Genomic DNA, 22,386 nt, shown 5'->3' with positions numbered 1-22,386 from the left:
GCTTGAATGTATTGAAAACCTTTATAGATGATTTGAATGATGCCCAAAAGGCCCCCGTACTGCATAAGGACGGGCCCCTTATGGTTATTGCTGGCGCAGGCTCGGGAAAGACAAGGGTTTTGACATATCGTATTGCCCACCTCATGGCGCAAGGGGTAGACGCATTTAACATTTTGGCCTTGACCTTTACAAATAAGGCGGCACGGGAAATGAAAAAGCGTATCGCCGATATTGTTGGTAGTTCTGAAGCCAAAAACCTATGGATGGGTACTTTTCATTCTGTTTTTGCAAAGCTATTGCGTTTTGATGGGGATAAGCTAGGGTATCCCAGTAATTACACGATTTACGATACACAGGATTCCCAACGATTGATCGCTTCCATTATCAAGGAAATGGGATTGGATAAGGATATTTATAAGTACAAACAGATCCAGAATAGAATATCGTCTTACAAGAATAGTTTAATAACGGTCAAGGCCTATATGCAGAATCCAGAATTGATTGAAGCAGATGCCATGGCCAAACGCCCCAGGCTTGGCGATATCTATGAAGAATATGTAAATCGCTGTTTTAAGGCAGGTGCGATGGACTTTGATGATCTTCTATTGCGTACCAATGAGCTTTTATCCCGTTTTCCGGAAGTATTGATGAAATATCAAGATCGGTTTCGATATATTTTGGTCGATGAGTATCAAGATACGAATCATTCGCAATATTTGATTGTCAAGGCACTATCCGATCGGTACCAAAATATTTGTGTGGTGGGCGATGATGCCCAAAGTATCTATTCTTTCCGGGGTGCAAATATCAGCAACATCCTGAACTTTCAGCGCGATTATGACAACGTAGGCATGTACCGGTTAGAACAAAATTACCGTTCAACAAAAAATATTGTAAATGCGGCGAATTCGGTCATAGCAAATAATAAAAACCAACTCGAAAAGGAAGTCTGGACGCATAACGATGAAGGTGCACCGATTATAATTCACCGGAGTATCACCGATGCTGAAGAAGGGAGGTATGTTGCAGGTTCCATTTTCGAAAATAAAATGCAGCACCAACTCCATAATGGTCATTTTGCCGTGCTGTATCGCACAAATTCACAATCGCGGGCTATTGAAGATGCCTTACGCAAAAGGGATATTCCCTATCGTATCTATGGAGGGCTTTCTTTTTATCAACGAAAAGAAATAAAGGATATCCTTTCTTATTTACGATTGGTCATAAATCCGAAGGATGAGGAAGCCCTGAAAAGGATCATCAATTTTCCGGCCCGAGGCATTGGCCAGACCACTTTGGATAAGTTGGTCGTGGCTGCCAACCACTATGGCCGATCTATCTTCGAGGTTTTGGAGAATCTTGAGCGTATTGACTTAAAGATAAATTCGGGCACCAAAAGAAAGTTGGAAGAATTTGTCACCATGATCAAGAGTTTTCAGATTATGAATGAAGGCGTTGATGCCTTTACATTGGCAGAACATGTTGCAAAAAAAACAGGCATACTTCTCGAATTTAAAAAGGATGGTACTCCTGAAGGGATTGCCCGTATGGAGAATATTGAAGAATTGCTCAATGGAATAAAGGATTTTGTTGAAGGTCAAAAGGAAATTGCCGTTGCCACTGGGGATATTGGGGAGTTTTTGGAGGATGTTGCCCTAGCAACAGATCTGGATAAAGATACGGGAGATGATGATCGCGTGGCATTGATGACCATTCATCTGGCAAAAGGGCTCGAATTCCCCTATATATATGTCGTTGGTATGGAAGAAGATCTATTTCCTTCAGCCATGAGTATGAATACACGCAGTGAACTGGAGGAAGAACGAAGGTTGTTCTATGTGGCATTAACAAGGGCTGAAAAACAGGCATATTTGACGTATACACAAAATCGGTATCGCTGGGGTAAGTTAATAGACGCAGAACCTAGCCGTTTTTTGGAAGAAATCGATGAGCAATATGTTGAAAATTTAACGCCTATAGATACGGGGTATCGATATAAATCTTTGATAGATGTCGATATCTTTGGGGATGTGGACAAAAGTAGATTGCGACAAACAAAGCCCAAAAGAGGAACTCCACCGGCCATAGGCAAACCCAATGAAACCCAACTGCGCAAATTAAGAAGGTTAAAACCTGAACTATCAAAACCCATCGGAAACACCAATGTAGTAGACCCCAATCTGTCAGAAGGAGCCATGGTTAACCATACACGGTTCGGAAAAGGGGTTGTATTAAAGATTGAAGGTGTAGGCAATGATAAAAAGGCTGAAATTAAATTTGATCAGGGCGATACAAAAAAACTATTATTGCGATTCGCTAAATTGGAAGTACTATCAACTGACTAAACTTACTAATACAAACCGCCTGATTATGACATTTAAAAAGTACCCCCTTTATGTAATTCCTATATTACTATACTTCCTATTTGTAAGTTGTGGTGGGGAAACTGAAAAGGGAAAAAAAATCATTATCGATGTAAACGCTGTGGATTATTGGGATAATGCCGAACTGGTATGGAGTGATGAATTTGATGGAACTCGATTGTCTACAGAAAATTGGAGTTTTGAAACGGGTCAACACGGATGGGGCAACAATGAATGGCAGAATTACGTCGCCGATGATAATGTTGAAGTGAGTAATGGTACTTTGAAAATTACCGCTAAAAAAGTCGGTGATGGCCAAGAAGTAGGGGATTATACCTCGACCCGCTTAAATAGTATCAAGGATTTCACCTATGGGAAAATGGAAATTCGCGCCAAATTGCCTGATCATAGAGGTAATGGCCTATGGCCGGCTTTATGGATGTTAGGAAGTTCAGTCTCCACTGATGGCTGGCCTGCATGTGGTGAAATAGATATCATGGAGTATGTAAGTTATGACCCCAACATTGTTCATTTTACCATTCACAGCACATCCAACAACCACGTAGATGGCACACAGGCTTCATCTGGGCCAATAAGATTGGAAACGGCTGAAGAGGAATTCCATACCTATGGATTATTATGGTCTGAGGAATATTTAAAATTCTATATTGATACTATGGACAATATACAATTCACATTTCAAAGACCTAAGGAATTTAATGCCAATAACTGGCCATTTTCAAAACCATTTTATTTTCTTATGAATATTGCAGTCGGTGGCAATTGGGGTGGAAATGAAGGCGTTGATGATACCATTTTCCCAGCAGTTATGGAGGTCGATTTTGTTAGGGTGTATCAGGTTAAACAATAATATTTGAAAAGATGGCCGAGTTGATAAGAATATATGAGGAAAATCCCAATCCGAAGGCGATTTCAAAAGTGGTACAAGTGCTTAAGAAAGGTGGACTCGTCATTTATCCTACAGATACAGTATATGGTCTAGGTTGTGATATAACAAAAACACGGGCATTGGAAAAAATAGCCCGGATAAAGGGAATTAAATTAGACAAGGCCAATTGGTCTTTTATTTGTGCCGATCTTAGCAATCTTTCCGATTATGTTCGTCAAATCGACTCCAAAACCTTTAAAATATTAAAACGGGCACTTCCGGGACCCTATACCTTTGTGTTACCCGGAAGTTCTAATCTACCCAAGGATTTCAAGAAAAAGAAAACCGTAGGTATTCGAGTGCCCGCTAACTCCATTGCCCAAACCTTGGTCCGGGAATTGGGCAACCCAATTGTTTCTACTTCGATATATGACGAAGATGAACTTTTGGAGTATACTACGGATCCTGAACTCATTTATGAAAAATGGAACAATCTTGTCGATATAGTTATTGATGGGGGGAATGGTGGCAATGTGGCTTCGACGGTAATCGATCTTTCAGGGAATGAGCCTGAAATACTAAGGGAAGGTAAAGGAAGTCTGGATATTTTCTAAAACGATTGTAAAAAAAATGCCCTGGCCATTTGGCCAGGGCGTTTTTTCTAAGAATTATATTTTGACCTAATTGTTGATCGCAGGATCTTTCATTCCTTCTTCAATCATACTGTAGAACTGGTCCAATTTAGGAAGTACCACAATTCTGGTTCTTCTGTTTTTCGATTTTTCAGTTGGTGAAACAGGAATATACTCGGCTCTACCGGCAGCGGTCATACGTTTTGGATCAACGTTATAATCGTTTTGTAAAACTCTTACAACTGCGGTGGCACGCTTCACACTCAAATCCCAGTTATCTAACAATATACCTTTTCTATAAGGAACATCATCGGTATGGCCTTCGACCATGAATTCGAAATCTGGCTTGTTGTTTACCACTTTGGCAACCTTACCTAAAACTTCCTTAGCCCTACTTGTAATGTTATAGCTTCCACTGCTAAACAATAATTTGTCTGAAATCGATACAAATACCACTCCTTTTTCAACACTGATCTCAATATCCTCATCATCCAAATTGCCTAAAACACCTTTTAAACTTTGAACTAGAGAAAGGTTTACAGAATCCCTTCTTGTAATCGCATTTTGCAATTTTCTTATGGTAAGGTCTTTTTCTTGAAGACTTTCCAATGATTTTTCAAGATTTTCAGCACCTTTAGTTGTCAACGTGGTCAAATTGCCCATGTTATTAATCAACTCTTGGTTATTTGCCTTTAAAAACGCATTTTGATCTTCAAGGGTTTGTAATCTTGACGTTGCTGTTGCTTTGTCTTCCAGACAACTGTTCAATTTAACGGTTGCAGAATTCAATAAATCCTGTGTTTCCTTGTGCTTAGACTCCAAATCGGCATATTTCTTTTGTGAAACACATGACGATAACAAAAGGGTTACGCCTAAAACACCTAAAATAATTTTCTTCATAATCTATGTTTAAAACTTGTTTTACTTAATTAACAATCGGTAAAAATATTTAAAATTTAAAGCCCAAAATTATACAATTAGCCTTCTTATTATCGGCAAAATTAGTTAATCTTTTACTAAAATGTTAAAATTATTTACATCATGTACGAAATGGGCATATACTATGGATTTCGTGATGTAATATTTTTTTGTAAAACTCGATTTTTCACGCTTTCTGTACATCTTCCAAAAATTCCTATAAAAACTGAAATGGGCCTTCAAAATGGCCAAGCAGTGACTGAACTTTAGTTGGAAGACAAACCTTAGGGCCGCAACGCCATCCAATAGTAATCTGAAAAAGATAATGAGGAATGCCTTTCTACGGGGAAGGTTCTTGGTGATGGAGTATAGTGAGTTCCTAAAATTGAGAAAGGTTTTTTTCGGATTCATGTTACTAAGTGTAAAGCCTCCTAAATGATATACACTTGAAGTCCCTACGTAATAGACCTTATATCCTTTATTCTGTGCCCTCCAACAAAGATCTACTTCTTCTTGGTGTGCGAAATAATCCTCATCGAAACCTCCTAAATTTTCAAAAACCTCCTGCTTTATGAACATGCATGCGCCAGTTGCCCAGAAAATTTCCCGAATATCATCATATTGGCCCTTGTCTTTCTCAAGTTTCTGGAATATCCTCCCCCGACAGAAGGGATACCCTAATTGATCAAGAAAACCGCCTGCGGCACCGGCATACTCAAAATGGTCCCTCCGCATCAAATCCAATATTTTTGGCTGAATGATACTCGCTTCAGGAATCTTGTTAAAAGCCTCTTTAATGGGAGCCAACCAATTCGGAGTGACCTCTACATCGCTGTTCAGCAAACAGTATACATCGGCTTTAACGGTCTTCAATGCGTCATTATATCCTTTGGCAAAGCCCCCATTAACCGTGTTTTGTATGATCTTTACCTGTGGAAAGTTGGATTTTACAAAATCGACCGAATTATCGTTGGACGCATTGTCAGCAACATAAATATCGGCATCTTCTGAATATTGCACCACTGAAGGTAGGTACCTTTCCAAAAGCACCTCTCCGTTCCAATTTAGTATGACGATAGCTATTCTCAAAACGCTTGCAAATTAACGGCTAAAATCAGGAATATGCTTTAAAAACATATAATTTTCTAAATCATAGTCCATTTTGCAATAAAAATGATCTAGGCCATTGGTCACCATCAGGTATTTTGCCTTCAACTGCATATTGTACCTCGCAATTTGATCAAAAGTTGTCTGGGTTATAGGTATCTGGGGTGATTTACATTCAACAAGTAGGGTAATGCTGCCAGAACTGTCGAAAACAACGATATCATATCTTTTCTTAATATTGTTTATGATCATTTGCTTTTCAACATTGATGAGACTATGCGGGTATTTCTTATCATAGATCAAGAACTGCACCACGTTTTGACGCACCCATTCCTCGGGTTGCAATACCACAAACTTTTTGCGGATGGCATCAAAAATGTAGACCTTATTTTCGCTATTTTTGAAACGAAAATCATAGACAGGAAAGTTAAGCCGTTGCATAGAACAAATTTGATGATTTTTTTTGGATGGATGAAGTAAAACAAATAGTTGCAGATATTCGAAATGGGAATATAAGTCCTTTCTACTTTCTTTTCGGGGAAGAGCCTTACTATATTGATCAAATATCCCAATTTATTGAGAAAAATGTTTTGACTGAAGAGGAGAAAGGCTTTAACCAAATGGTGCTGTATGGCAAAGAGACCACGATCGATGATATTGTAGCGAATGCCAAACGCTATCCAATGATGTCCGAACGCCAAGTGGTGATAGTAAAAGAGGCACAGGAACTGTCAAGAACCATTGAGCAATTGGTCGATTATGCCGAAAATCCCCAACCGACGACCGTACTCGTCATCTGTTACAAATACAAGAAACTGGACAAACGGAAGAAATTATATAAGTCGGTCCAAAAGAATGGGGTCCTCTTCGAGAGCAAGAAACTATATGAAAACCAAGTCTCGGAATGGCTGCGTAAAGTTCTACATGGTAAAGGGTATAGCATATCCCATAAAGCAGCGCTCTTGCTGGTTGAAAATTTGGGAACGGATTTAAGTAGAATAAGCAAAGAATTGGACAAACTTACTTTGATATTACCCAAGGAAAGTCAGATAACCCCGGATCACATAGAGGAACATATCGGTATTAGCAAGGACTATAATAATTTTGAACTCAAGAAAGCGATAGGGGAAAGAGATATATTAAAGGCGTCTAAAATAATCAACTATTTTTCCCAAAATCCAAAAGACAACCCCTTCGTATTGACCATAACCCTGCTTTATAACTTTTTTTCACAGTTATTACAATACCATGGTTTAAATGACCATTCTCCAAAGAATGTGGCCAGTGCCCTTCGAATAAACCCTTATTTTGTAGGTGAATATCAAGTCGCTGCAAAACATTACTCCATGAAAGAGGTGAGCTCGATCATTTCGCATTTGCGCGAAATGGACCTCAAGGGAAAAGGAGTAGGGGCCAATGCCCTTCCACCATCCGATTTATTGAAAGAACTTTTGGCAAAGATCTTTTAACTACTTCCTATCGATACTAAATTTGCCTGGGCCTAAAAGCATAATGGCTATAAAGAAAGTCAAAAATAGAAATGCCTTTTCCTTTGTGCCAAACGGATCGGCTGAATGAACAATAAAACCAGCAACCGCCATGGTTATTGCCGGGGGAACAGCCATCCACCTGGTCTTGAAACCGATGATTACAAGAATGGGGCAAATGAATTCTCCAATGACCGCAAGGAATAGGGAAGGGGTCGCGCCAATTCCGATGGGATCTCCGAATTCAAAATCACCACTGATCAATTTCTGAAATTTAGGAAGACCATGTGTTAGCAACATTATGGAAGGCACTATTCTAAGGAATGCCAATCCGATATGGGACTGAAGGTTGTTTTTCATAAAGTGTAAAATTTGAAAGCCTCTAAATGTACCAAATTTTTGATTAAACCAAAAAGAAGATTAAATCTTGCTTAACGCTGTAAATGCTCTTTGCCAATAATAATCCAGGTAACGTTTAAAATTATCAATTAGAAAAATAATGCTATTTGTGTTATATTTCCTAATGATTGTCTTTACTAATAAACCTTAAAATGCATTTATAGTTCCTAATTCAATTTAGGAAAGTCAGAAGGTCTAGCCTCATGTAAAATGTCGTACACTTTTTCAAAAATATCCTCGGCATTGGGTTTTGAAAAATAATCGCCATCTGTACCATAAGCCGGTCTATGTGCCTTACCGGTCAAGGTCTGTGGGGGACTGTCCAAATATTGATAACCACCCTGTTTTTCTATAATTTCATGAACTAAGTATGCAGAACATCCTCCGGGAACATCTTCATCAATGACCAATAATCTATTTGTTTTTTGAATACTTTTAACGGTGTCATGGTTAATGTCGAACGGCAGCAGGGTCTGTGCGTCAATTACCTCGGCTTCGATTCCGAATTCAGCAAGGTCCCTGGCCACCTTTAGTACAATCCGCACAGTGGACCCATAAGAGACCAATGTAATATCAGTTCCTGTTTTCAAGGTTTCGACCACACCGATCGGAGTACAAAATTCGCCTAGGTTCGTAGGCTTTCTTTCTTTAATGCGATATCCGTTCAAACTTTCGATGACCAAGGCAGGTTCATCACTTTTCATCAAGGTGTTATAAAATCCGGCTGCTTGGGTCATATTTCTGGGGGCGATGACATACATTCCCCTAAGCAAGTGTATAAGACCACCCATTTGAGATCCTGAATGCCATATACCCTCCAATCGATGACCTCTAGTTCTTACGATAACCGGTGCCTTTTGTTTTCCGTATGTTCTATAATGCATGGTTGCCAAATCATCTGTAAGGGGGGATATGGCATAAAATATGTAGTCAAGGTATTGTATCTCAGCTATTGGTCTTAAGCCTCTTAGCGCCAAACCGATACCTTGCCCTATGATCGTAGCCTCTCGAATACCCGTATCTGAAACCCGAATTTCCCCATACTTTTTTTGTAGGCCTTCCAAACCTTGGTTTACATCGCCAATAGCCCCACTATCCTCACCGAAAACAAGAGCCTCAGGATATTTTTCGAATATTTTGTCAAAATTATCCCTTAAGATCACACGACCATCGACCTTTTCTGATCCCGAGCCGTACGTAGGCAGTATCGCCTCAATGCTTGTTGCCTTGTTCGCATTTTCACTATAAAGATAATCGCTGTATTTTGGTTGCTCTTTTTTCAAAAATTGATCTACCCAATTGATCAATACATTTCTTTCATCAAAATCCTCCCCAATAATATAGCGCAATGCTTTTCTAGAAATTTTGGCCAAATCCTTTTTTACAGGTTCCTCTATGGCAATAAGATCATTTTTGAGTTTTGTAATGAACCTTTTGTTTACACTTTTTACAGCAACTTTTTCCAATATTCCGATCAAGGAAGATTTCATGTGCTTATGGGGCGCTAAAAACTCAGACCAAGCATCCTTTTTGGCTGTTCGTACGGCAATACGGATATCACGTTCAATGACGCTTAATTCCTTGTCGGTTGCAATGCCCGATTCCAGTATCCATTGTCTAAAACGGGCATTGCAATCAAACTCTTTTTCCCATTGCAATCGTTCCGAACTTTTATAGCGTTCATGGGACCCCGAAGTGGAATGTCCTTGAGGTTGGGTCAATTCGGTCACATGAATGATAACAGGCACATGTTGTTCCCTGGCAATGTCCGAAGCATTCTCATAGGTATGCATCAAGGCGGTATAGTCCCATCCTTTTACTTTTAAAATCTCGTAACCCGGAAGGTCATCTTCCCTTTGAAAACCGCTGAGCAATTTTGAAATATCTTCTTTGGTCGTATGATATTTGGCTGGTACCGAAATGCCATAGCCATCGTCCCAAACACTAATGACCATAGGTACTTGAAGTACACCGCCGGCATTGACCGTTTCAAAAAAAAGCCCTTCGCTTGTACTGGCATTCCCAATGGTTCCCCAAGCGACCTCATTGCCATTATCGGAGAAGTTAGAGGCATCTAGATCAGGCAAGTTTCGATATACTTTAGACGCTTGTGCCAAACCTAATAATCTGGGCATTTGTCCGGCTGTACAAGAGATATCAGCGCTGCTGTTTTTTTGTTGGATCAAGTTCTTCCACGAACCATCCTTATTTAAACTATAGGTTAAAAAATGTCCCCCCATTTGCCTTCCTGCACTCATGGGTTCTTTATCAATATCGGCCGTAGCATAGAGACCATGAAAAAATTCTTTGGCATTCAATAGGCCTAAAGCCATCATAAAGGTTTGATCCCTATAATAACCACTTCGAAAATCACCATTTCTAAAAGATCGTGCCATCGCCAATTGGGGAAGTTCCTTGCCGTCACCGAAAATGCCAAATTTGGCCTTCCCAGTCAGCACTTCCTTTCTTCCTAAAATACTACAGACTCGACTTGAAAATGCCAATTTATAATCCTGTAGTATTTGGGTTTTAAAATCATCAAAGGAAATATCAGTACTAGTTTTAGGAGAGAGGTCCATTTAATGCATTTTCGATTTTTACAAAAATACCAAACGGTAAGGGATTTTGCAATGCAGAAATTGGTTTAATCATTTCATTTTCATCAATAAACACGCTAATTTGTTAGGAGATAATCAGTTAATTCAAAAATAAACCACATTATATAAAAATATTCCAAGAGATCAAAACCATTTTCTAGTAAACAACCCTGTCAATGTTCTGGGGCTTAAGGTAATGATGAATCTAATTTTCTCCTCATAATTGGGTTGTGAGATTTCCCAGCCATTATTGGAGTATAGAGGAAAATACAGTTCAAAGTAGTCCGTCACAAGGTTTAATCGAATGCCGGAGTCATATACCAACCTTTCTTTTTCATTCTTACGTTTTAAAAATCCCATATCGCTGTAGAACTCAACCCATCGCCAAACATTAATACTTGTATTTACCGTAGCCATCCAATTGTTCGAAAAAGGGTTCTGGAGTTTGGATTTGAATCCCCCTTCTGCAATAATGATTTGTTGGCTATAGAGCCCTGTCTCCTCCGACCTTCCCAAGTAGTTATAGTCAAAGAGATAATCGCTCGGTCGGTCCAGGGCAAAATCAAAGAATCTGACATTGGGTTCAATGGTATTGTTCAGAAACTTACCAGCGAAAAACCTAAAATTGAATTGTCTATTATTCTCAAACAGTTTCCTATACTCTAGTTCAAAGGAAAGTTTACTGAAGTTTTCGCTGTATTGGGCATCGGCAAACCAAGAAAAGTAATCGATAATGCCATTGTCAACATGGGTAAAGCGAGCATTCAATACGCTGTAATCAGGGTCTGTTTCTATGTTTTCAAGATTATCGTCAAGACTTCTAAATACATTGACATGGCGTAAACTGACAAAATCCCTTTTATTCGAACGCAAATTTTCAGGACGCCACCCAAAAGCAATTGAAGGGGTAATGGTCGAATATCTCGAATTTATCTGATAATGTGATGTTGATGCCCTTAACCCATAATTGGCCACATAGAGTCCACTTTTACTCAAATACTTACGATAGTTGAACTTGCCATACCCTACTAAGGATTTTTCCTTTATTGCATAGGAAGGGGCGAAGTCATATACAAATGGTTTTTCTAAAAAGGTCTTGTTGTAAATTCGCATCCCTGGGCTCCATCCGTCATAAATGTTGAAATTTAGTACGGGGACATAGAAGACTTGATTGTAATATGGGTTTTCTGCATCCTTGAAAAAACGGAATTGCAATTTCTTATTACTGGAAAAAAAACCTTTCAAGGACTTCCAGTTGTCCCTTTCATTGAACTCGGGTATTTTATGGTCATAATTCAGGACCATTCGTTCTTCTTCACCTCTGGGAATGGTAAATGTTTTTTCGCCACTGATATCGGTAAACCAATATTTTGAGACCACAGAGTCTTTCTTAATGCCAAAGAGGGATATTGGAACATTGGTGCCTTCTTTGTTTTTTATAGTTACCCTTAAGGAATCGTCTAACTTTGTTATCTTCTTTATTTTATAATCAATTTTTTTGGCCGTTGACAAGTAATCTTTAAAAAACCAATCGATATCGGTATCCGTGGATCTTTTTAATATGGATTCGAAATCGATGACTTTGGCCGAATTCAGTGAATAATGTTTATAATAGGTCTTAATGCTTTGATCAATTTTGTCTTTGCCAACGTAATCGGCCAAATAGGACAGCCCCATACCCGCCTTGTACTTATTGGCTATTTTTTGGTTAAACTTTATCAATGAATCATTAGGGGTCCGTAGTGCTTGGTCCAGATTCTTCCGGGCCGTTAGCATATATAAAAATGGATATTGCTCATTAAAGTCCATCTTCGCTAGGTTAAAACCTCGAATGCCCCAAATCTTCGAAAGTTTGCCAAGTAGTTTTTGATCGGGATAATAGGTTTCAACATACGCTATCATCAAATAATTTGAGATAGCATCCTTAAGCCATTGTTCTTTTCTAGGATTGAGATAAAGCGTCTCTTGTAAGAATTTATTCAATGCCGTCTTTAAGAATTTCATTTCAAATTGAAACTGTTCTTCATAAGGTCTTACAAAGGAGGGTAGTTGGTTTAGTCCGTACAACGGGCTCTCATCATAATCCTTTTGACTGACCAATAATTGTGCATGGGGATATTTACCAAGGTTGTCATAAATGAACCTAGATACTTTATCAATAGAAATTCCTTGGGAAATATCGTCATATTTGGGTGACCCTAAGTCGGTGACCAAGGTCATATAAGGTGTGACATGTGTTTTGAATTTTTGGAATGGACTTAACACGATCTCACAATTTTTTTGCTGTAAGGCTTCTAATTGGGTTTGTTTACCATTCGGAAAGCTGGAAGTACCTAGGTTCCTATAATTCGTTGTTAAAAATAGGTTACCTGGATATCTAAAATTTACCGTAGTCCTGGTAATATCTGTATAGAGGTCTCCGAGATCTTTATTGGAATATAAATGCCACTTGCCATCAAAAACGGCAGGGGAGAGGTACCAATCTTTCAAATAGTACTCATCCCTATTATTATAACCATAGGTCGTATATTTATCCGGAGGTAATTTTACGTTGTACGTCAAAAATAATTGCACCTCTTCCCCTGGTCGCAAAGGTTTATTAAGGATGATTTTAAGTATGTCCTTTTCGACCGTACGTTCCCATTGCAGGCCTCGATATTCATCATCAACCGCACTTAGAATGGTTGTTCTACCACGTTCATCATCATGGGCGAGGTGAAGGCTTTTTTTAAATTCCTCGGCAAATCGTTTAGCCAGCCCCGTATTTTTATTCGAGTAGGCATGTGCCCAATCGTTAAAATAAAGTAGGTTTAAGGTATGCTTGGAAGAATTGTGATAAATGAATTCCTGTTGTATATTCAATTCCTTGGTCTCTCCGTTCAATCTCACGGAAAGGATGTTCCTATGTTGACAATAGGCCGCAGTAACACTTATAAAAAAGGCTAATGCCCCAAAAACGGAATTAAAATATATTTTCTTTTTCAATGATCTAATTTAGAAATTCGGGCTTAGGGATTTGCCTTTATAGAAATCATCCAAAACTTCAACAACCTCATTTTCTGTATCCACTACTTTTATCAAGTCCAAATCATGCGCACTAATATTCCCGGCTTCGAGCATGGTGCCCTTCACCCAATCGATGAGACCTCCCCAAAACTTACTGCCAACCAGGATTATCGGGAATTTTTCAATTTTATTGGTTTGTATCAGGGTAATAGCCTCAAATAATTCATCCAAAGTACCAAAACCACCAGGCATAACCACAAACCCCTGGGAATACTTTACGAACATTACCTTTCTTACAAAAAAGTAATCGAAGTCTAGGCTTTTATCGCTATCTATATATGGGTTGTCATGCTGTTCAAAAGGAAGGTCTATATTCAAACCAACGGAAGTACCACCTGCCAAATGGGCACCACGGTTACCTGCCTCCATTATGCCAGGGCCTCCACCGGTGATGACCCCATAACCAGCCTCTGCAATGCTTTTGGTAATTTTTACGGTGAGTTTATAGTAATCCGAATGTTCCTTGGTTCGCGCCGAACCGAAAATGGAAACGCAGGGTCCTATTTCACTCATTTTTTCAAAGCCCATGACGAATTCGCCCATTATTTTAAAAATGGCCCATGAATCGTTGGTTTTTATTTCGTTCCAACCTTTATGATGCTGTTCTTTTCTCATTATATTTATTCCCGTTTAGAAAATAGTACCTATTGGGTATTGGATTTATACTCTTGGATTACTTTAGCCAGCTACAAATTTAAATTCAATTCTTTACTTAAAAACTGCGCCGTATAACTTTTTTTATTTTTACAAATCTCTTCTGGGCTACCTTCGGCCACGACCATTCCACCACCGCGACCCCCTTCATATCCAATATCGATTATATGGTCGACCATTTTAATCACGTCCAAATTGTGCTCTATCACCAAAACGGTATTTCCTTTATCGACTAATTTATTCAAAACCTCCATCAACACCCGTATATCTTCAAAATGGAGACCCGTGGTTGGTTCGTCCAAGATATAAAAAGTATTGCCAGTATCCCTTTTTGACAGTTCTGTAGCTAATTTTATACGTTGAGCCTCGCCACCCGACAAGGTAGTAGATTGTTGGCCTAATGATATATACCCCAATCCTACATCTTGAATGGTCTTTAACTTTCTATGTATTTTGGGAATCAGTTCAAAGAAATCGACGGCATCATCAATGGTCATCTCCAACACATCGGAAATCGATTTTCCTTTATACCTGATTTCCAAGGTCTCCCTATTAAAGCGTTTTCCGTTACAGGTTTCGCATTCTACATAAACATCGGGAAGAAAGTTCATTTCTATTACCCGTAGTCCACCTCCCTGACAGGTCTCACATCTTCCCCCTTTAACATTAAAACTAAATCGACCCGGTTTATAGCCCCTTATTGCCGCTTCAGGGGTTTTGGTAAATAGCGAACGTATTTCACTGAAAACACCCGTATAGGTTGCCGGATTCGACCTTGGGGTCCTGCCTATTGGACTTTGGTTAATATCAATGACCTTATCAATATAATCTAAACCTTTTATGGATTTGTAAGGCATGGGCTTCCGAACGCCATTAAAATAATGGGCATTCATAATTGGATAAAGTGTTTCGTTGATCAAAGTGGATTTACCACTACCGGAAACCCCGGAAACCCCGATCATTTTACCTAAAGGAATGTCTATGGTAATATTTTTAAGGTTATTTCCGGTACAACCTGACAGCGTTATTTTTTTACCATTCCCTTTTCTACGTTTTTTGGGAGTGGCAATTTTTTTTACTCCGGTGATGTAGTCGGCCGTAAGGGTATGATGGTTTTTTAATTCTGCTGGTGTGCCTTCTGAAATTATTTCACCCCCATGATGGCCGGCTTTTGGACCCATATCTATGACATGGTCGGCCCTTTCGATCATATCCCGATCATGTTCCACAACGATAATCGAATTACCGATATCGCGTAGCGCTTCTAAAGAACTGATCAAGCGATTGTTGTCCCTTTGATGAAGACCAATACTAGGTTCATCAAGGATATAGAGGACCCCGACCAATTGGGTGCCTATTTGGGTGGCCAAACGAATGCGTTGTGCCTCACCACCTGAAAGTGATTTTGAACTGCGGTCCAAGGATAGATAATCGAGCCCTACATCCAATAAAAATTTTACGCGGGTCTTTATTTCCTTTATGATTTCCTCAGCAATCCTCAATTGGTTCCCCGTAAGTTTGCTTTCCAAACGATTAAAGAAATCCGCCAATTCGGCAATATCCATGTTGGCGAGTTCGGCAATGTTGCGCCCATTAATCTTAAAATTCAATGATTCTTGACGTAATCTTGTGCCCATGCAGGTCGGACAGGATATCTTATCCATATATTCCTTGGCCCATCGTTTTATCGAAGTAGAATCGGATTCTTCGAACTGGTTCTTTATGAAGTTGGATATACCTTCATAATCGATTTTATAAGTACGGTTTACACCAAGCGTTTTTGATTCAATGTTAAAACTCTCCTTACCTCCGTTTAAAAGCACTTCTATAGCCTCACCAGGTATTTTGCCAATAGGTTCCGAAAGTTCAAAGTCAAATCGTTTGGCTATGGTTTCTATTTGTTTGAAGGCCCAGGATTTTTTATAGGGTCCTAAAGGTGCTATACCACCAGCGTGGATTGAAAGCTTTTTGTTTGGAAAGATCTTTACCTCATTTACCTCATAAACGTGACCCAGACCATTGCATTTGCTACACATGCCCTTGGGTGAATTAAAGGAAAAGGTGTTTGGCTCTGGATTGGGGTATGAAATACCTGAAGTCGGACACATGAGGTCTCGACTGAAATACCGTGGTTCATTTTTGCCTTCTTCCAGGACCAATAAAACATTTTCGCCGCTGTACATGGCCGTATTTATGGTTTCGGACATGCGTTTATCCAATTCTGAATTTTCACTAATCCTAAGGCGATCAATGACTATCTCAATATCATGGGTCTTGTAACGGTCTACCTTCATGCCCTTAACAATATCCTTGATTTCCCCATCTATTCGGACTTTCACGAAACCTTGTTTGGCGATTTGCTCGAACAATTCCCGGTAATGTCCCTTTCTCGATTTGATAATCGGGGCAAGTACGTTTATCTTTTTGCCTTCAAAATCGGCTATGATCAGTTCTTTTATTTGTTCATCGTTATAACTGACCATTTTTTCTCCGGTGAGATAACTATAGGCATCCCCGGCACGGGCATAGAGGAGCCTAAGAAAGTCATAAATCTCGGTAATTGTACCTACGGTTGACCTAGGGGATTTTGATGTGGTTTTCTGTTCAATGGCGATAACCGGTGAAAGACCATCGATTTTATCAACATCAGGACGTTCCAATCCACCTAAAAACTGTCTGGCATAGGCAGAAAAGGTCTCGATATATCTGCGCTGCCCTTCGGCATAAATAGTGTCAAAGGCAAGTGATGACTTCCCGCTACCGGACAAACCGGTGATAACCACCAATTTTTCCCTTGGAATGGTAACGTCGATGTTCTTGAGGTTATGCACACGGGCTCCTTTAACCTCAATATTTTCCTCGTAGTTTGTCATTTTTTCACAGCAAGGTTGCAAAGGTATGGTTTTGGCCTCTAAAAAGGAAGCTGCCTTAGTTTTGATTTATCACAATTGAAAGTTATTTTTGATTTAAATTCATTATTCTATATAATAACCGATGTCAGCGCTTAGCGCCTATTTGGATGTTAAAGGCGAATTACATTTGGATGAAAAATAGTAAATAAAATATACACATGAAATTATTAGGCATAGGTTCAAGGATCGATCATCGGGAATTGGGCAAAGGCGTCGTCACCAACGTTGCGCATAGCAAATATTGGGTCACATTTATCGAAGGAGGTTTAGAAACCATTGAAATCGATTCGGAATTTGAGGTTATCGAAGCTGTTACGGATGAAGTGGACACTGTAAGCTTTTCCGACGTTGAATTGTCCTTGATTTCCATTTTAAGACGTTGGAGCGATACCAATAATGCTACTGCTCTCGCAAGCAAATGGAAAGGGGGTTCACTGGTTCTGAAACCTGGGGCAGGTGATTTGTCCGATAAGGAAATACCCATAGATACATTTTTTCATAAAATCGTAATGGTCCGTGACAGGATTCGGGTCATGGAACAAAAAATCAATGCAAGTAATAATCTGGATGATCAGGAAAAGGTAGACCTACAGCAATATATTACTCGTATTTATGGCAGTCTTACCACTTTTAATGTCCTATTTCAAAATAAGAGCGATCAATTCATTGGGGAAAGATCAAAATCGTCCTAAGCACAATTACATAGCCATTCTATAGTTATTTTCCGAATAGGGATTCGACCCCATATTTGCCTTTAAATAGCTATCCTTGATCTCCTTGTTGATTAGCTCCAGTGATATCCCATTGTAATAAACACCGTACTTACGTTTACGATCATAGATAATCCACGGGTGTTTCGGATATTTATGTCTGAAATGTCTGGATATTAGGGGCAGGATATTGAATCCAGGTTCCAATTCGCCGATATATAGAGAATCTTTGGTGGTTTTAAAATCGACGTTATTCTCAATATAGGATTTCTCCCGATTTACCTGCAAAGCCAATTTAGAGATTTTCGCTTCGATCAAAGCTGCTTGGTCAACTTCATCACTATCAAGCCTACAGTAAAGTTTCCTTATATGTTGGTACAACATAAAATCAACACCATCCGTTTCGCTTAAAAAAGCAAAATAAATATTTCTAATCGCTACGTGACTTTTCTTTTCTATACCTGTCCAAACATTTTTTGCTTTCTTTTGCTGGGTTGTTATAATCATGTTGTCGATAAAGAGACCTTCCTGATTGGGTTTGTATTTTCTAAAACCCACAACATCGATATCGTTTCCTAGTGCAATATGAATAGCGGTAAGAAAACCATTAAAACTTCCATCATAAATTAATATCCTAGGATTTTCCATAATTTTTAAAATAAACTTAATTGAACGCTCCTCTTTACAAATCGCTTCTTGTTTTTACGGTGTATTTCTACACTAGGGTGGGTTTCCATTGAAGATGTCATAGGATGGACGATCTTATTTTCTGATTGGACATCCATTGTTCCAGCCATAGCGTAAAAACCTAGTTTATCTTGAAGCAATGTATTTGTCATTTTTATATTGGTATATAATCCAAAAATATGGAATAAATCCTAAATATGGAAATATTCCTATAAATATTTTGGATATATTCCAAATTATGTATCTTTGGGTCATATAAGCTCAATGTCCCCTCGAGCGCAGTCGAGAGGTTGATAGATAGTATACATTATAGGTCTCGACTGCGCTCGACCAGACAATTATTATGGAAAATGAACTTACATTAAAGCGTTTTGTCGACGTGCGCCGGGATCTCGGTTATACGCAGGCGGAATTTGCAAAAGTCTTGGGTATCCGCAATACTACGGCTGATATCGAAAGAGGGCGAACCAAATTATCGGGTAAGGTGGTTGCAGAACTTTTGAAACAATTCAAGATAAACCCGTTATGGTTGTTTGGCGAGAGCGAGATGCAGTATTTGGAACCATCGAAAACCAGTGTCATTCCTAAAGTGGTTACGGTGGATTCTTCGGACAATGAGAATATGGTCTTGGTAAATGCCAAGGCGGCAGCGGGGTATCCCCAGAACATACAGGATACGAGTTGGTATAGGCAATTGCCTGCATTTGACCTTCCCCTTCCTGAATTCAGGAATGCCACCTACCGTGGTTTTCAGGTAGAGGGGGATAGTATGTTGCCCAATTTAAGACCTGGGGAATGGGTATTGGCCAAGGCGGTGGAGGATATTGCCGATGTTAATCCCAATAAAATCTATGTCATTGTATTGGAAGATGCTGTTTTGGTCAAAAAAATTGAAAAGGCGCCCAATTCAAACCACATCACTTTAATCTCCCTGAATGAAACCTATCCTCCTTATTTAATTGAGCCGCAGCAGATACAGGAAATATGGCAAGTAAACAGCAAGATAACCTTTGGGGTAGATGCAACCACTGAAAAAGGATTGTTGCGTCAACTACAAGAATCTATGGAGGAATTAAAAAGTCAATTCAATCAAGGTAAAAGTTAGATCAGAGCTTTAGAGTATATAAGCCACTGTTTTTTAGATTAAAACCTAAACTTTTATAAAGGGCAATGGCCGGTTTTCTATGGTGCCCACTGAAAAGTAAAATTTCCGATAAATGTAGATTTTGGCTTTCCGCAATAAGTCGTTCCATTAATTTACGACCAAGACCCTGGCCTCGAAAGGCCTCGGATACTACAACATCCTCAACCATGCCTTTGTATCCTGAAATTGCCTTATAAGTGGCCAAAGAAGCCATTCCGACTAGCTTTTCGTCCTCCCAGCAACAAGCGCATATAAATTCATTGCCCTGCGACAGGACTTCTTCGATATCCCATTGGTTGATATCGGCATTCAATACCTTGAACAAATCATGTACTTGCTTCTTAATTATAGGGGTAATATCCTCTTTCTGTAAAATGGTCAAGGTCATAACGGACTATTTTTCATTTAGTTAAAAGTAACGAATTTTGGGATTGTATCAGCTTTGTTATTCCATTTCCGTGCATTCAACAATCCCATCCTGATTTTCAAGAACACGCATTAGACAATGTATTAGCTCGTACTAATATGATTTCCCAGTCACTCTGTTCCTTCGAAATGACTATGTCTGTCATTCCGACAAAGCAAAGCACCGAGGAATCGCATCCCGATCTGAAGATGTTTTGGAGCTACTTGTGTGATTTCTCCTCGTTGCACTCGTTCGAAATGACCAGTATTGTTCATTTTACCAAAGAAAAATACCAAATCTTAATCAAAACCACAGCTATTATTTATAAACCCTCTAAATAAGTGTTTCTCTGGGTTTAAAGCTTTGATAAAAGAGCATATTATGTTAAATTTAAGTCCCTTAAAAGAACATCTTTCCTTGCCTAACCACCTGATTATTATTTAGTCCTGTATTTACTATGTATATGGTGATATACACCAACCATTATGCGTACATCAAATACTTCCAAATTAGTCTGGATAGGGCTATTGTTTTTATCCGTCCTACCATTTTTCAATTCATGTTCCAAAGGAGATGATGGACCAGTTATTCCGCCAACACCAACTGCAGAATTTTATAGATTACCAATAGATGGTGAAGAACCATTCTTAAAATGGGTAGGTGTTTTAGGATCAACAAAAGTAGATGATACCGCCGATATAAATGGAGATGCTGTACTAAGAATAAATAAAAATTTAGTAAGTGTTACAGATGGAAAATCCAATCTAACAGGAAAAGGAAGTGCAGCAGCATTCGACTTTGTCTATGGAATTAGAAATAAAGACACCATCCACAGCTACACAAATGTAAGCCTTTTAAACAATCCAACGCTAAATGTGGAAGATTATATACATCGTGTAAGTATTTATTGCAACGTTGCTGGAGCAACAACTACCTTTTGGGATGAGGGACAAACAATTCCCGGAATTAGTTTTAACAGAGATGGAACAATTAGATCAAAAACATCCACAATTACTGATGATGAAGGAAATGGCTTTTTCGCATTTTATGATACAGAAAAAAATAGAACTCTAGATAGTATTACGGTAAATCCAAACAATCCAGACTTAGAACAAAGGACATTTCCAAACGTGACGATTAGTGATTCAAACACAGATCCAAAAAATTTCATTTTCGAGTTCGAATCAGGAATTGGAGCAGGAATCGCTTTTGCAATCACACCAACCATCAATGAAGTAAATGCTGTATATAATGCAACTATTACAGCAACCAGTATAGACTCACCAGAATACACTTATACACAACCAACTACAAATGACCAAGCTATTTTTGAAGATGTAGCTGTTAGTGGACCATATCAAATAACCATTGCAAGTAATGAAGAAGATCCTATTTTTTTCACAACTATAGATACTGTTGAAGTTTCCTCAAGCGAGGACAAAAATTTTATTATAGATGTTGATAAAGTTCAAAACGAACAAGACATTACTATGTATGTGAGAGAATTCGATAACTTAAATCAATTTGTTAGCAATTATACAGTAGAATTACAAAACGCAGATACAGGTGCAGTCATTGCAACAGCAACAACGGATGGGAATGGTCAAATACTTTTTGAAAACATTCCAGGAGAAACAAATATACAAGTTGTTGGAAGTAAATTAAATTACTATACAAAAACTAATGAAACTCATCCAATTCCTTTTGTTGATAGAGTGAGTGAAGCTGATATAACCCTTAATGTATTGGCAAATCAAAAAATTAACTATCTTGCAGACGGTAAACCTGTTGAAGCAGAAATTATTAACTGGTATTTACCAAGACAAGACAATACTCAAATGGCTAAAGATGAATTAATTATATTTTTCCCAGAAGCAGACCAACAAGATACTGCAATCGAGCATTTGACAAATGCAGCAAGTTTAGTTGGATTAACAAATTTTGTCGCGTATGATGAGCTTTCACAATTTCAAGGATACCCAAGCGGAGAAATGATTTCCCAATACAACCCCTTTCCTGGCGGAGAAACATTCCCAGGACTAATAACAACTAATGTTACTAGTTATTTTGGAACTGCAACAGGAAACGCAGGTAAACTTCTTTCCAATGGACGAATAGCTAATATCTACACCACAACGTTTAATTTAGGTGGAACTGAAGCACTAGACCATCACGAATTCGGTAATCTTAATTGGCCCCTCATCGATGGAAATATAACTCTATCTAATGGAGAATTTTTTATCACTTCCAGATCCCCGTTAGCTAGCGAAATAGTTCAAATTGATGAATCAAAATGGGATGAAACATTAATGCCTTATACATTACAAATGCAAAAAAACCATTATACGCAAACAGATAGTGAAGGTAGACCAATAGAATATAGTATGCCAACAAAATTCGAATAAAAATTTTTTC

Annotated in this window: 17 protein-coding genes; 7 read left to right on the top strand and 10 right to left on the bottom strand. The window is 38.7% G+C overall.

Going from position 1 to position 22,386, the window contains the following annotated elements:
* Positions 1–11 precede the first annotated feature (11 nt).
* The 3 genes from HPE63_RS03040 to HPE63_RS03030 are packed head-to-tail and all read left to right on the top strand — an operon-like array spanning position 12 to position 3,866.
* Positions 12–2,345: an ATP-dependent helicase gene (locus HPE63_RS03040; RefSeq protein WP_188312748.1), complete on the top strand. Its 2,334-nt coding sequence runs from the start codon at positions 12–14 to the stop codon at positions 2,343–2,345.
* Between the two features lie 25 nt (positions 2,346–2,370).
* Positions 2,371–3,234 (top strand): glycoside hydrolase family 16 protein, encoded by an 864-nt coding sequence (locus HPE63_RS03035; RefSeq protein ID WP_188312747.1) that lies wholly within the window; start codon positions 2,371–2,373, stop codon positions 3,232–3,234.
* Positions 3,235–3,245: 11 nt separating this feature from the next.
* Positions 3,246–3,866 (top strand): L-threonylcarbamoyladenylate synthase, encoded by a 621-nt coding sequence (locus HPE63_RS03030; RefSeq protein WP_188312746.1) that lies wholly within the window; start codon positions 3,246–3,248, stop codon positions 3,864–3,866.
* A gap of 66 nt (positions 3,867–3,932) precedes the next feature.
* On the opposite strand, the gene HPE63_RS03025 is transcribed toward HPE63_RS03030, so the two are convergent.
* From HPE63_RS03025 to HPE63_RS03015, 3 genes are all read right to left on the bottom strand, one after another.
* The gene (locus HPE63_RS03025; RefSeq protein ID WP_188312745.1) at positions 3,933–4,784 is read right to left on the bottom strand and encodes an OmpA/MotB family protein; all 852 of its coding nucleotides are present in this window, start codon (positions 4,782–4,784) and stop codon (positions 3,933–3,935) included.
* Between the two features lie 105 nt (positions 4,785–4,889).
* Entirely contained in the window at positions 4,890–5,891 is a 1,002-nt protein-coding gene (locus HPE63_RS03020; protein WP_188312744.1) for a glycosyltransferase family 2 protein, read from the bottom strand.
* A gap of 12 nt (positions 5,892–5,903) precedes the next feature.
* Positions 5,904–6,350: a type I restriction enzyme HsdR N-terminal domain-containing protein gene (locus tag HPE63_RS03015; protein ID WP_188312743.1), complete on the bottom strand. Its 447-nt coding sequence runs from the start codon at positions 6,348–6,350 to the stop codon at positions 5,904–5,906.
* A gap of 26 nt (positions 6,351–6,376) precedes the next feature.
* On the opposite strand from HPE63_RS03015, the gene holA reads away from it, so the two are divergent.
* Positions 6,377–7,378 carry a DNA polymerase III subunit delta gene (gene holA / locus HPE63_RS03010; protein ID WP_188312742.1) on the top strand — a complete coding sequence of 334 codons (1,002 nt, stop codon included), beginning with the start codon at positions 6,377–6,379 and terminating at the stop codon, positions 7,376–7,378.
* Here the strand turns inward: holA and HPE63_RS03005 are convergent, their stop codons facing one another.
* From HPE63_RS03005 to uvrA, 5 genes are all read right to left on the bottom strand, one after another.
* Positions 7,379–7,756, bottom strand: a complete 378-nt coding sequence (locus tag HPE63_RS03005; protein WP_188312741.1) for a DoxX family protein — start codon at positions 7,754–7,756, stop codon at positions 7,379–7,381. It lies immediately after the preceding gene.
* 206 nt (positions 7,757–7,962) lie between these two features.
* Positions 7,963–10,374 (bottom strand): alpha-ketoacid dehydrogenase subunit alpha/beta, encoded by a 2,412-nt coding sequence (locus HPE63_RS03000; RefSeq protein ID WP_188312740.1) that lies wholly within the window; start codon positions 10,372–10,374, stop codon positions 7,963–7,965.
* 162 nt (positions 10,375–10,536) lie between these two features.
* Entirely contained in the window at positions 10,537–13,377 is a 2,841-nt protein-coding gene (locus HPE63_RS02995) for a gluzincin family metallopeptidase (protein ID WP_188312739.1), read from the bottom strand.
* A gap of 9 nt (positions 13,378–13,386) precedes the next feature.
* Entirely contained in the window at positions 13,387–14,073 is a 687-nt protein-coding gene (locus HPE63_RS02990) for an LOG family protein (protein WP_188312738.1), read from the bottom strand.
* Positions 14,074–14,144: 71 nt separating this feature from the next.
* On the bottom strand, positions 14,145–16,985 hold the full coding sequence (gene uvrA / locus HPE63_RS02985; RefSeq protein WP_188312737.1) for an excinuclease ABC subunit UvrA: 2,841 nt from the start codon (positions 16,983–16,985) through the stop codon (positions 14,145–14,147).
* 197 nt (positions 16,986–17,182) lie between these two features.
* On the opposite strand from uvrA, the gene HPE63_RS02980 reads away from it, so the two are divergent.
* Positions 17,183–17,716 carry a hypothetical protein gene (locus tag HPE63_RS02980; protein ID WP_188312736.1) on the top strand — a complete coding sequence of 178 codons (534 nt, stop codon included), beginning with the start codon at positions 17,183–17,185 and terminating at the stop codon, positions 17,714–17,716.
* Positions 17,717–17,722: 6 nt separating this feature from the next.
* On the opposite strand, the gene HPE63_RS02975 is transcribed toward HPE63_RS02980, so the two are convergent.
* Positions 17,723–18,382, bottom strand: coding sequence for a TIGR03915 family putative DNA repair protein (locus HPE63_RS02975; protein ID WP_188312735.1), 660 nt, complete (start codon positions 18,380–18,382; stop codon positions 17,723–17,725).
* 382 nt (positions 18,383–18,764) lie between these two features.
* On the opposite strand from HPE63_RS02975, the gene HPE63_RS02970 reads away from it, so the two are divergent.
* Positions 18,765–19,526, top strand: coding sequence for an XRE family transcriptional regulator (locus HPE63_RS02970; protein ID WP_188312734.1), 762 nt, complete (start codon positions 18,765–18,767; stop codon positions 19,524–19,526).
* A gap of 1 nt (position 19,527) precedes the next feature.
* Here HPE63_RS02970 and HPE63_RS02965 read toward each other — a convergent pair whose 3' ends face one another.
* Complete coding sequence (locus HPE63_RS02965) at positions 19,528–19,953, bottom strand: GNAT family N-acetyltransferase (RefSeq protein ID WP_188312733.1); 426 nt, start codon at positions 19,951–19,953, stop codon at positions 19,528–19,530.
* Positions 19,954–20,456: 503 nt separating this feature from the next.
* Between HPE63_RS02965 and HPE63_RS02960 the strand changes: the two genes are divergently transcribed.
* The gene (locus tag HPE63_RS02960; RefSeq protein WP_188312732.1) at positions 20,457–22,376 is read left to right on the top strand and encodes a carboxypeptidase regulatory-like domain-containing protein; all 1,920 of its coding nucleotides are present in this window, start codon (positions 20,457–20,459) and stop codon (positions 22,374–22,376) included.
* Positions 22,377–22,386 lie beyond the last annotated feature (10 nt).

The sequence above is a fragment of the Maribacter arenosus genome (assembly GCF_014610845.1).
Lineage (GTDB): Bacteria > Bacteroidota > Bacteroidia > Flavobacteriales > Flavobacteriaceae > Maribacter_A > Maribacter_A arenosus.
The sequence above is the reverse complement of the archived record's forward strand: the minus strand, read 5'-3'. Positions and strand labels throughout refer to the sequence as shown.

What these genes read in the sequence shown, in the direction of transcription:
- HPE63_RS03035 (WP_188312747.1), top strand. Translation starts at nt 2,371, where the DNA reads ATGACATTTAAAAAGTACCCCCTTTATGTAATTCCTATATTACTATAC.
- HPE63_RS03030 (WP_188312746.1), top strand. Translation starts at nt 3,246, where the DNA reads ATGGCCGAGTTGATAAGAATATATGAGGAAAATCCCAATCCGAAGGCG.
- HPE63_RS03025 (WP_188312745.1), bottom strand. Translation starts at nt 4,784, where the DNA reads ATGAAGAAAATTATTTTAGGTGTTTTAGGCGTAACCCTTTTGTTATCG.
- HPE63_RS03015 (WP_188312743.1), bottom strand. Translation starts at nt 6,350, where the DNA reads ATGCAACGGCTTAACTTTCCTGTCTATGATTTTCGTTTCAAAAATAGC.
- holA (WP_188312742.1), top strand. Translation starts at nt 6,377, where the DNA reads ATGGATGAAGTAAAACAAATAGTTGCAGATATTCGAAATGGGAATATA.
- HPE63_RS03005 (WP_188312741.1), bottom strand. Translation starts at nt 7,756, where the DNA reads ATGAAAAACAACCTTCAGTCCCATATCGGATTGGCATTCCTTAGAATA.
- HPE63_RS03000 (WP_188312740.1), bottom strand. Translation starts at nt 10,374, where the DNA reads ATGGACCTCTCTCCTAAAACTAGTACTGATATTTCCTTTGATGATTTT.
- HPE63_RS02990 (WP_188312738.1), bottom strand. Translation starts at nt 14,073, where the DNA reads ATGAGAAAAGAACAGCATCATAAAGGTTGGAACGAAATAAAAACCAAC.
- uvrA (WP_188312737.1), bottom strand. Translation starts at nt 16,985, where the DNA reads ATGACAAACTACGAGGAAAATATTGAGGTTAAAGGAGCCCGTGTGCAT.
- HPE63_RS02980 (WP_188312736.1), top strand. Translation starts at nt 17,183, where the DNA reads ATGAAATTATTAGGCATAGGTTCAAGGATCGATCATCGGGAATTGGGC.
- HPE63_RS02975 (WP_188312735.1), bottom strand. Translation starts at nt 18,382, where the DNA reads ATGGAAAATCCTAGGATATTAATTTATGATGGAAGTTTTAATGGTTTT.
- HPE63_RS02970 (WP_188312734.1), top strand. Translation starts at nt 18,765, where the DNA reads ATGGAAAATGAACTTACATTAAAGCGTTTTGTCGACGTGCGCCGGGAT.
- HPE63_RS02965 (WP_188312733.1), bottom strand. Translation starts at nt 19,953, where the DNA reads ATGACCTTGACCATTTTACAGAAAGAGGATATTACCCCTATAATTAAG.
- HPE63_RS02960 (WP_188312732.1), top strand. Translation starts at nt 20,457, where the DNA reads ATGCGTACATCAAATACTTCCAAATTAGTCTGGATAGGGCTATTGTTT.